12 protein-coding genes and 1 pseudogene are annotated in these 10,222 nt (G+C 69.6%); 3 read left to right on the forward strand and 10 right to left on the reverse strand.

Translation table 11 applies throughout. The features are described from left to right. Nucleotides 1-31: 31 nt before the first annotated feature. Both AVL62_RS14155 and AVL62_RS14160 read left to right on the forward strand, forming a co-directional pair. Complete coding sequence (locus AVL62_RS14155; RefSeq protein ID WP_058892286.1) at nt 32-535, forward strand: DUF427 domain-containing protein; 504 nt, start codon at nt 32-34, stop codon at nt 533-535. 148 nt (nt 536-683) lie between these two features. Beyond that, on the forward strand, nt 684-1,190 hold the full coding sequence (locus tag AVL62_RS14160; RefSeq protein WP_058892287.1) for a hypothetical protein: 507 nt from the start codon (nt 684-686) through the stop codon (nt 1,188-1,190). Nucleotides 1,191-1,292: 102 nt separating this feature from the next. On the opposite strand, the gene AVL62_RS18140 is transcribed toward AVL62_RS14160, so the two are convergent. The 3 genes and pseudogenes from AVL62_RS18140 to AVL62_RS14175 form a co-directional block, all read right to left on the reverse strand. Next, nucleotides 1,293-2,141 (reverse strand): transglycosylase family protein, encoded by an 849-nt coding sequence (locus AVL62_RS18140; RefSeq protein ID WP_058892288.1) that lies wholly within the window; start codon nt 2,139-2,141, stop codon nt 1,293-1,295. A 182-nt stretch (nt 2,142-2,323) separates the two neighbouring features. Next, the gene (locus AVL62_RS18080; RefSeq protein WP_083518980.1) at nt 2,324-2,974 is read right to left on the reverse strand and encodes a DinB family protein; all 651 of its coding nucleotides are present in this window, start codon (nt 2,972-2,974) and stop codon (nt 2,324-2,326) included. A gap of 147 nt (nt 2,975-3,121) precedes the next feature. Further along, nucleotides 3,122-3,771: pseudogene (locus AVL62_RS14175) on the reverse strand (Type 1 glutamine amidotransferase-like domain-containing protein); the annotation flags it as partial. A 118-nt stretch (nt 3,772-3,889) separates the two neighbouring features. On the opposite strand from AVL62_RS14175, the gene AVL62_RS14180 reads away from it, so the two are divergent. Continuing rightward, entirely contained in the window at nt 3,890-4,816 is a 927-nt protein-coding gene (locus tag AVL62_RS14180; RefSeq protein WP_058892289.1) for an aldo/keto reductase, read from the forward strand. Between the two features lie 302 nt (nt 4,817-5,118). Here the strand turns inward: AVL62_RS14180 and AVL62_RS14185 are convergent, their stop codons facing one another. From AVL62_RS14185 to AVL62_RS17955, 7 genes are all read right to left on the reverse strand, one after another. Beyond that, complete coding sequence (locus AVL62_RS14185) at nt 5,119-5,490, reverse strand: nuclear transport factor 2 family protein (RefSeq protein ID WP_058892290.1); 372 nt, start codon at nt 5,488-5,490, stop codon at nt 5,119-5,121. A gap of 30 nt (nt 5,491-5,520) precedes the next feature. Beyond that, a complete protein-coding gene (locus AVL62_RS14190) occupies nt 5,521-5,952 on the reverse strand; it encodes an SRPBCC family protein (RefSeq protein ID WP_058892291.1) in 432 nt (143 codons plus the stop codon). Beyond that, the gene (locus AVL62_RS14195; RefSeq protein WP_058892292.1) at nt 5,945-6,277 is read right to left on the reverse strand and encodes an ArsR/SmtB family transcription factor; all 333 of its coding nucleotides are present in this window, start codon (nt 6,275-6,277) and stop codon (nt 5,945-5,947) included. The genes AVL62_RS14190 and AVL62_RS14195 overlap by 8 nt, the downstream gene beginning before the upstream one ends. Nucleotides 6,278-6,504: 227 nt before the next feature. Next, nucleotides 6,505-7,761, reverse strand: coding sequence for an MFS transporter (locus AVL62_RS14200; protein ID WP_083518970.1), 1,257 nt, complete (start codon nt 7,759-7,761; stop codon nt 6,505-6,507). 849 nt (nt 7,762-8,610) lie between these two features. Further along, on the reverse strand, nt 8,611-8,853 hold the full coding sequence (locus AVL62_RS18255; RefSeq protein ID WP_201023280.1) for a histidine phosphatase family protein: 243 nt from the start codon (nt 8,851-8,853) through the stop codon (nt 8,611-8,613). Nucleotides 8,854-9,007: 154 nt separating this feature from the next. Continuing rightward, nucleotides 9,008-9,475 carry an NUDIX hydrolase gene (locus tag AVL62_RS14205; RefSeq protein WP_058892294.1) on the reverse strand — a complete coding sequence of 156 codons (468 nt, stop codon included), beginning with the start codon at nt 9,473-9,475 and terminating at the stop codon, nt 9,008-9,010. Between the two features lie 119 nt (nt 9,476-9,594). Beyond that, on the reverse strand, nt 9,595-9,972 hold the full coding sequence (locus tag AVL62_RS17955; RefSeq protein ID WP_327282410.1) for a GNAT family N-acetyltransferase: 378 nt from the start codon (nt 9,970-9,972) through the stop codon (nt 9,595-9,597). Nucleotides 9,973-10,222: the final 250 nt, after the last annotated feature.

Genomic DNA, 10,222 nt, shown 5'->3' on the forward strand with positions numbered 1-10,222 from the left:
CGCGGTGGGCCACCCGCCCTATGGTCGGGGTATGTCTGCACAGACCGAGTCCGTCTGGGACTACCCGCGACCCCCGGCCGTGGACACCTCCGGGGGGGAGCACGTCGTCATCCGGGTGGGCGGGCAGACGATCGCCGAGACCGTCGCGGCGATCCGGGTGCTGGAGACCTCGCACCCGCCGACCTACTACCTGCCGCTCGGGGCCTTCGTCACCGGCGTCCTGCAGCCGGCCCGCGACAACCGCCGCACGACCTGCGAGTTCAAGGGGTCGGCGACCTACTTCGACCTCGTCGTGGACGGCACCCGGCTGAGCCGGGCGGCGTGGACCTACCCGGACCCGACCCCCGCCTTCCGCGAGATCGCCGACTACGCCGCCGTCATGCCCAGCGCCATCGACGGCGCGACCGACCCGGCGGACGGCTGCTACGTCGACGACGAGCGGGTGCAGCCGCAGGAGGGCGACTTCTACGGCGGGTGGATCACCTCGAGGGTGCGCGGGCCGTTCAAGGGGGCGGCGGGCACCCAGGGCTGGTAGCCCCCGCCCCGGCGCCACCCGGTCGCGCCGCGCCGGGACCGATGAGGCAGGATGGGTCCTCGCGCGTGACGGGGCCGGGGGGCCCGGGACGGGCGGTTCGCGTCGTCCATGTCGGACGGCGACCATCCACGCAAGGAGGAATGATCTGATGCGACGTGCCCTGACCATGGCCACCGTGATGAGCCTGGCTGTCCTCACCGGCGCCTGCTCGGCCGAGGACGAGGACGCGGGCACCACCCCTGAGAGCTCGTCCCAGGAGGAGAGCGCCGAGAACGGGGACGACGCGATGCAGTCGGGCGAGGAGGGCATGGCCGTCTCGGACGACCCCGCCTGCCAGGGCTTCTTCGCCGGCCAGGGGACCCCGCTCGCGGAGCGCGCGGCCACCCAGCGCGACGTCGTCGGCTCCGGCGACGACCTCGACCCGGTCGCCTTCTCGGAGGTGACGCTGCTCTCCGGCCGTCTCATGACGCTGGCCGAGGAGGCGGACGAGGACCACGCGGCCCTCCTGGAGCGCATCAACGCGCCCTTCGAGGAGGTCAACGACGCCGTCGTCGAGGAGGGGACCCGGACCGAGGACGTCATCGCGATCCCCGACGTCGACGTGTCCGACTCCGAGGCGGCCCAGACCGAGCTCGAGGAGGCCTGCGCGGCCTGATCCCGGATTCCGGACCCCGCGTATGCCGGTGGCCCGGACCCCGACCCGTCGCGTGAGCGAGCGGGCCGGGGTCCGGGCCACCGTGCGTGGGTCAGCCCTCCGTCAGCCGACCGACAGGGTCTGGCCCGCGATGATGAGGTCCGGGTCGTCCAGGTCGTTGGCCGCCGCCAGGGTGTGCACGTCGGTACCGTGCTGCGCGGCGATCTCCGACAGCGTGTCACCGTGCTGCACGGTGTAGCTCTGCGCGGCCGTGGGCGTTCCTCCCGCCGGCACGAGCATGACGTCGCCGGCGTAGATCAGCGCGCCGCCGTGGGCGAGGTCGTTGATCCCCACCAGCTCGGTGACCGTGGTGCCGTGGTGGCGCGCGATCCTAGCGGTGGTCTCCCCGCTGGCGATGACGTGCTCGGCGAGGTCGGCGGCCGGCGCCTGCTGGGGGGCGGCCTGCTGCACCGGCTCCTGCGGCGCGGCCTGCTGCGGGGCCGTCTCCGCCTGCTGGGGCTGCGCGGGCTCGGGCTGGGCCAGCTGCTGGGGCTCCGCGGGCTGCGGCTCGGCCGGGGCGGGCTCGGCCGGAGCGGGCTCCGCCGGAGCGGGGCCACCGGCGGTCAGGCCGGCCTCGACGGAGCACACGGGCCAGGCGCCGGGGCCCTGGACCGCCAGGACGTTCTCGGCGATCGCGATCTGCTGAGCCCGCGTCGCGAGGTCGGCGCGCGGCGCGTACTCGGTGCCGCCGAAACCCTCCCAGGTGCTCTGCACGAACTGCAGGCCGCCGTAGTAGCCGTTGCCGGTGTTGATGCTCCAGTTGCCGCCGGACTCGCACTGGGCGACGGCGTCCCAGGTCTCGCCGCTGGCGGCCTGGGCGGACCCGGCGGACACGACGCCGGTCAGGCCGGTGAGGCCGGTGGCGAGGGCGAGCGCGCCCAGGCGGGGCTTGCGGATGGCACGGTGCTTCATGGTGGAACCTCAGGGGAAGTGGAGTACAGGGGGACCGCCGCAGGCTCCCCCGCGGCCCCTCCACAGTGACGGGGCAACCTGGACGACGCAACCTGTCCACGGTCAGACTCCGGTCAGACTCCGGTCAGGAAGCTGCCGCACACCCCGCTGAGCAGCGTCGACGGCTCAGCACGTGAGACTGCTCACGTCCTGGCGTCTATGACGTCGAGGTCGCGCTGCGCGAACCGCAGGTGCTCCCACTCCTCCTCGACGATCGTGCGCAGGCACGAGAGCGTCGACTCGGGGTAGGCCGGTGCCCACGGGGTGCGCCGCGGTACCTCGAGGTCGTCCGCCGTGACCGTGGCGAGGTGGGCGCGGACCATCGCCACCCGCTCGGCCCGGACCTGCAGCACCCGCTCCCAGCTCGGGTCGGTCTCGTGGAAGACCGAGGGGTCGTGCCCGTCCAGGGCGTACTCGGCGTTCGGCTGACCGATCGGGTGGTACGGGGCGGGCAGGCCGAGCACGGCCCCGCGCAGCCAGGTGTCGGTCGCCATGACGAGGTGGCGCAGCGTCTGGGCGAAGCTCCACTCCCCGGCGACGCTGACCTCGACGGTGCCGGGCGGCATCCCCTCGGCACGCGCGACCGCCCCCGCCCAGGCGGTCTCCAGCGCGGCCCACGCCGCCCGGAGCCCGTCCGGGTCCGCGGCCCGGCGCAACGCCCGGCCGGGGAAGCGCCGGTCGAGCTCGGCGTCGACCAGCGGCGCGACGTCGACCCCGTTGACCAGCAGCGTGCCCTCGCCCTCCAGCAGCCAGGGGGCGTCGATCTCGGCGCCGTCGACGTCGACGGCGCGCATCACGGCACCGGACAGCGAGCACCCGACGAAGCGGGCTCCGCTCAGGTCCTGCCCCCGGAACTCGCGCGGGGCGGACGGCTCCTCCGGCACCGGGGTCGCCCCGTGGTCCTCCTCGCGCCTCCGCTCGTCCCCGCGCGCACCGTCGACCGCGGGCAGGTGCCGCCAGACCCCCTCGGAGACGACCGTCACCTCGCCGTCGACCACCTGGACCGCGCTCTGGTCGTCCAGGGCGTGGGCGGGCACGCTCAGCGGCGCCACCCACCGGTCGGCTCCCTCCATCGGGTTCATCCCGACGTGCGGGTAGATCGAGAAGTCGACGACGCCCAGGGTCCGGTCGCTCCAGCCGTCGGGACGCCAGGTGACGAACGGCTCACCGATCCGGGGGTCAGGACCATGCTGCCCGCGCTGAGCCCGACCCACACGGTGTCCGTCAGCGTCGGCAGGAGGTCGGCGAGCCCGGACTCGCGCATCCAGTGGGCGAGGTAGGCCGCGTCACCGCCGTCCGCCAGCAGGGCGTCCGCCTGCTCGACCCAGGGCACCCAGCGCTCGCGGGGCAGGCTGGGCAGCGCGGTGAGCTCGAGCACGCCGAGCGAGGCCCACCCCAGGTCGCACATCGGAGACGGAGACTCTCCGGAGAGGAAGCGCCAGGCGTTCCCGGGGTCGCACATCGGGTGCCCGTAGGTCGCGGTCGGGATCGCCAGCGCGCTCGACTCCGCGACGGGTTTGCCGAGGAGGGAGACGAGGGCCCGCTCGATGCTGGGGTTGGTGACCCCGCCCGAGGTGAGCAGGAGCTTCATACCGGTCCCTTCGCCGCGCCACCGAGGATGCCGCAGGCACCCGGTCGGTCCGACCGACGGCGCGTGCCGACATGAGGAAGAGTAGACCCGTCCGCACCGGGCGAAGGAGGCGAGGCGCATGATCCTGCAGGAGACGTCGACCCTGGCCAACGGGGTCACCATCCCCCGGCTCGGGCTCGGCACCTGGTTCATCAGCGACACGGACGTCGTGCCGGCGGTCGGCGAGGCGCTCCGCCTCGGTTACCGGCACGTCGACACGGCCCCCGCCTACCGCAACGAGCAGGGCGTGGGCAGGGCGGTGCGCGGCAGCGGCGTGCCGCGGGACGAGGTCTTCGTCACGACCAAGGTCGACGCCGGGGCGAAGACCCACGACGCGGCCCGGGACGGCATCGACTCCTCGCTGCGCCGGACCGGGCTGGACCACCTGGACCTCGTGCTCGTCCACAGCCCGACGCCCTGGCGGAGGTTCGGTGGCGAGGAGCGCTACCTCGAGGAGAACCGGCAGGTCTGGCGGGCGCTGGAGGAGGCGCTCGCGGCCGGCAAGGTGCGGGCCATCGGCCTGTCGAACTTCGAGGTCGCCGATGTCGACAACATCCTCGAGGGATGCACCGTCGCGCCCATGGTCAACCAGGTGCTGGCGCACATCAGCAACACCCCGCACCAGCTGATCCGCTGGTGCGAGGACCGCGGCATCCTCGTCCAGGCCTACTCCCCCGTCGCGCACGGCGAGCTGCTGAGGAACGAGGAGGTCGCGCGGGTCGCGCAGCGGTATGCCGTGAGCGTGCCGCAGCTGTCCATCCGCTACTGCCTGCAGCTCGGGCTGGTGCCGCTGCCGAAGTCGGCCGACCCGGCGCACCTGCGGGCCAACACCGAGGTCGACTTCACCATCACCGAGGAGGACATGGACCTGCTGCGGGCCGTCGAGCAGATCGCGGACTACGGCGAGCACCGGGCGATGACGATCTACGGCGGGCAGCGCGACCTGCGCTCGCTGCTGGCCCTGGCCCGCGGCGCGCTGCGCTCGCGCCGGACGAGCGGCCGGTGAGGCGCCGGGGCCGGAGCGCGGCCCCTGCGCGGGCTGTCCAGCACGAGCGGATCTGAGACTGGGCCGTGGACTTGACGCGGAGAATGAGACTGGCGCTGGGTGAGGATTCTGAGACTTGACCACCGTGGCGCGCCATGGTTCGGACGGCGCCAGATCCTCCGGGCGGTGCGGAGTCCAGCAGCGTGGCGTGCGACGACCGCCCAATGCCGCCGAGCATGCGCAACCTCGCGTACGTGCCATACCGGAAGCGAGCCCCGGATCCGGTCGATCAGCGCGGGTCCGGGCCAGAGAGGGGGCTCGCGTCATGACGGCTGCTGATCCCCCGGGATGTAGCCGAGGCGGTCGAAGGCAAGGCGGATCTCGACGATCTTTCCATCCCGCACGGTGAACAGCTCACTCGCCAGTGTCGTTGTCGTCACCTCGGTCTGCGGGAAGTACCACAGCGCCACACGGCCCCGATCCGTCATCCGGGTGTGCTCGGGTGCGCCCGTCAGCATCGGTACGAAGCTGGCGAGGTACTCGTGCCAGTCGCCCTTTGTCGTGACGTTCTCGTCCGGGGCTGAACATGTCACGTCGGCCGAGACATAGGTCATGGCTCGGTCGACGTCACCGCTGGTCCAGGCATTGTGATACGCCTCGACAGTTGACAGTGCATCTTTTTCCAGGTCCGACATGGTGACTCTCTTCGGGTAGTGGGTGGTGCCTTACGGTGCGGGTTGCCAGGTGTCGGGTGGGAGCTGCTCACCTGTGGCAGCCCGTGTGAGGCGGAGCAGGAAGTGACTCCAGCCCTGTGCGTGACCGAGAACGTGATCCTCGGGCAGGTCGGTGTGGACAACCTCGACCCGGGTTCCGGCGCTGATCGGCGTCAGCTCGAAGGACACGGTCGACGAGCCTGGGGGCAAGCTGTCGTTGCCTGCGAATCCCCATGAGACTGTGACCCGTCGAGGTCGATCAACTTCGAGGAACATCCCGCGTGCGGGGTGACCAGCGATGTCGACGGCGAACGTTCCGCCGGGCACCGGGTCAAGTGATGCCCACTGGCCCATCCATGACGTCATCCCGGTATCCGTCACCAGGTACTCGAAGACGACCTCTGGAGCCGCCTCGATCTCGATGGACGTACGGTGCTCAGTCATCACTGCTCACCGCGGACGACTCCACCGCGCGCTTGAGCGCAGTCAACCGTTCTGGCCAGAAGTCGTCGAAGAATCCCTTGCCGACGGCGAGTCCTTGCACGCGCACGGCGAACAGGTGGCGGGTGCCGGAACGGGCCCCGGTCACCAGCCCAGCTGCACGCAGCACTTTCAGGTGGTGCGACACGATCTGCTGCGACAGCCCCAGTGCGTCTGCGATCTCGCCGACCGCGCGCCGCTCATGGCGGACGGCCGACAGTATGGCGCGGCGGTTCGGGTCCGCTAGTGCGTGGAACGTTCGGTCCAACTCGGGTGCGAGGTCGTTCATGTGAAACCTCCTGCGGTGCACAGTAACACAAACGGATGTTTGTACAAACCAAGTCAGTGGTCTGATGGGTGTGTGCCTCGCTTCGTCCCGGCATCTTGTCGGTATCCTGGGCTGGCACGCGGGACACCGGGAGCCACATCCCACCCGAGCGATGTGTGTTGTGTGCTCGAAGGCTGATCTGGCGGGCTGGCGAGAATGGCGAGTCCGTGGAGTTTGGCGGCTATTGGTCAGAGGCGCCTTGAGTTGCGGCGAGGTGGCGTGAGCGGTCGGCGACTGAGCGCGAGCGCGGCGATGGGGATGACATGGAGCACGGCGATGGTCAAGATGGCGTTCGTGGGTCCGAGGTGTGCTCCGAGGAGCCCTCCGATGGCGTTTCCGAGGGGGTAGCCGGCGATGCCGATGGCGCCCCGGGCGCCGGCGATCAGGGGGCGGTGGTGGACGGGGATGAGTCGCTGCTGGGCTGTTCTGATGACGGGGTAGAGGGGTCCGTCGGCGAGAGTTGCTCCTGCGCCAGCGGCTGCCGCCACTGAGAGTCTGCGTGCACCGCCGAGCAGTGCAAGGCCGGTGCCACGGATGAGCAGGGAGACGATCACCACGGGCCGGACGGGGAGGTCTGCGACGCGGGGGCTGATCAGGGCTGTCCCGACGAGGGTGGAGGCCGCGAAGATGCTGGTGAGCAGTCCAAGCTGTGCGGGGCCGCCATGGAGGGTTTCGCTGACCAGCAGAGGCAGCAGGACTTCTTGAGCGCCGGACGCGAATAGGACGAACAGGCTGACCAGGGTGAGGTAGAGGCTCGAACGGTATCGGGTCAGCAGCAGGCGGAAACCGGTCAGTACCCCGCTGGACTGCTGGGGTGTCTCGCCGTGGCATGGGTTCTCGTTGCCTGTGGAGTCGTCATCGGCCGTGGTGGGTTCGAGGGGAACCGTGGGGACCAGGAGCGCCATGCTCAAGTAGCACCCGGCGACCAAGATCAAAGCGAACGGGGCGTTGAGAGCAGCCAGGATGAAACCGGCGGTGGCCGGACCGGCGAGGTCGGAGAGATCCCACACCAGAGAAACCAGTGCGTTGGCCTCGGTCAAGTGCTCGTCGTCAACCAGTTCGGGTGTGGCCGCGTCCAGGGCGATCTCTGAAGCTGGGCCGGTCAGCCCGGCGAAGAGTGCGTAGATCAGCAGGCTGGTCATTGACGGCTCGCCGGCTGCGAGGATCGCGGCCAATGCCAGGACGGCCATGGCTCGGGCGATGTTGTCCCAACGGACCGAGGTGCGCACGCCGACGCGGGTCACGAGGTGGCCAGCGATCGGCGAGATCGCAATCGCGGGTAACGCCGCGACCAGGAGGACCAGGCCCAGCGCGGCTGGACCATGGGCTTGCAGCGTCACCCAGACCAGCACGAGGGTGGCCATGGCATCGCCGATTCGCGCCGTCGTCATTCCGACGAATAGCCGCCGGAACGACGACCCAGCCAATGGTCTGAACAGAGACATCCCCCAGACCGTACGGCCATGATTTTTCGTTCGCCAAACACGGCGCTAATGTGTAAAACTCCAGGTCAGAGGCATGATATTAATCGGGAACGCGCGCCGTCCCCCCTCCACCACACATGGAGAGTTCCGTGCCGAACGTCGTCTCGCGTCCCCGGTCCACAGTGACGGACGAAACGCAGCGTCTCGGGATCTGAGCGCCCTTCGAGGGGGCCGGGTGTGCGCGGCGGAGCGCGCTACCACCACTTCGCCGACAAGTCCACCCTGCTCGCGATCGTCTGTCGCAGATCCTGGACGGGCGTTGCCCGTGGTGGAAGCGGCCGCAGCCGAGGGGCGTGGCCTGCGGACGCTGTCGTGCGCGGGTCGATCGCGTTGGAGCGTTCGCAGCGTGAGTATGCGCCTTCATCGGCCGCGCAGGTCTCGGTGTTGGACGGATGGCAGGTGTCCCTGAGAGGACCGGCCGGTGAAGGCCGAGGCGACGTATGACCAGCAAGCGCGTCCCGTCGTCCCAGCGGTCGCGGAACCCAGCGTGTCGACCGGGCTAGTTCGCTGGGTTGGCCAATCCTTCGTTGACGAGGAAGCTGAGGACGTACTCGTGGGTGGCGCCTGGGTCTAGGGCCGGCACTAGGTGCGCGCCGGGGTGGTCGCGTGCCAGGGTGCGGTAGCCCTGGGCGATGGCGTCGTTGTTGTTGATGTCGTCCTCGTACGGGTTGAGGAACAGCAGGATCCGGTCGGCCCGGATGGGCGCCCAGATGCTGTCGATGAGATCGCGGAAGGTGTTCTCGCTCAGGGCGTCGGGGTCGATGGCTCCACCGAACCAGCCGTACGCGATGGTGGACCACCACCACCGGTCTAGGATGAGCGACCCGGCGCTGGGCGCCCACCGGCTTGGCCGTAGGACTTCTCTCGCAGGTCCGGCAACAGCACCGGTTCGACGTGGAGAACGTTGCCGATGGCCTGGGCTGTCTGGGCCGTGCGTCGCAGGTCCGAGCTGAACAGGTCCGCCCGAGCATCGTGAGGCACCAGCCGCCGGATCGTGGTGGCGATGGCGGCGGCGTGCTGCTGACCTCGGGCGTGAGTTCGGAGTCGTACCAACCACCGACCAGGCCCTCGGTGTGATGGGTGGCCTCGGGGTGGGCGACGACGTAGAGGTTCCTCATGACCTACCCGAGTATGCCGACCTACACCGACGCAGGGAGTCGACTGCCCACGGCCCAGACCGGCGCACAGGGTGCCCCGTGGGTCCGGCTCACCCGACCCGCGGTCGCTGGGCGGTGCGCGTCGTCGCTGCCGCCAAGGCGACGATGTGTGGGATGTGCTGATTGGAGACCGGCTCGTGCCAAACGTCAGCGGGGCTCCACCAACGTGTCTCTGTGATGATCTCGCCAGGGAGGCCCATGGGGTGCACGCTGTCTTCCGGAAGGGCCACGGTGAAGAAGGCTGAGGTCGAGTGATACTCAAGGCCACCGAACGAGTAGTTGTGCTCGCCTTCGTGGAACGGTCCGCGGAGGTCGTTCTCGTCGACCACGATCCCGACTTCTTCGCGCATTTCGCGCACGGCCGCCTGTCGAGCGGTCTCGCCGGGCTCGATCCGGCCACCGATGGTGAACCAGTAGGACTGGTTCGGGACCGCGGGGTCGTGACCACGCAGGAGGAGCACCCGCCCCCGTGGGCTGACGGGGATGACCCGTGCGGTGCGGCGCTGGATCGGTTCCACGGCTCAATGTCACCACATGACTCCAGGGTTCACTCCGATCGTACAGTTTTCGGTGTGCCTGGAAGTGGAGTCCAGCAGGCTGTTCCTGCGAGTTCGGTGGGCGGGCAAGGCGGGGTCGGCTAGGTCTCGATCCAGTAGCGACGGTACTGGCGGCCGTAGTCATTCGTGCGGACGTCTTCCAGGACGCCGCCGCAGCTCTCGATGGTCCTCCACGATGCGGTGTTGTCCTCGTAGCAGGTAGCAAGGACTCGGTCGAGGTTGTGGTTGCGGGCGATGGGAAGGATCTGGCGAAGACCCCACGATGCAAGTCCCCGCCGCCTCGCTGACGGACGGACGCCATAACCGATATGACCGCCCCTGTGTGTCAACGCAGGAGTGAGTGTGTGCCGCAGGAGGATCGACCCCAGGTACTCCTCCCCTTGCACTAGCCAGCGGTAGGTGCACGTCGGGCGCTCCGGACAGTGGACGTCCGTTTCTGAGGCGATCAGGTGCCTCACCTAAGCCGCGAACCCTGCTGCGGTTTCAACGTCTGAACCGGCTTGCAAGCCGCATCCGTCTTGCCGCTGGCCGCCCCACTCGTGAAGGGACTCGATGAACGAGGAGTGATAGCGCTGATGCGGCACGACTAGGTCGACCATGATCCGACGGTGTCAAGGGACAGTGGGACTTCCCTGTAGGCGGACAGTAGATCTCCTTGCTGGCGGACAGTTCATCTCCCTGTCCGTGGTCAGCTGATCTCCCTGGGGC

The sequence above is a fragment of the Serinicoccus chungangensis genome, from assembly GCF_001483745.1.
Lineage (GTDB): Bacteria > Actinomycetota > Actinomycetes > Actinomycetales > Dermatophilaceae > Ornithinicoccus > Ornithinicoccus chungangensis_A.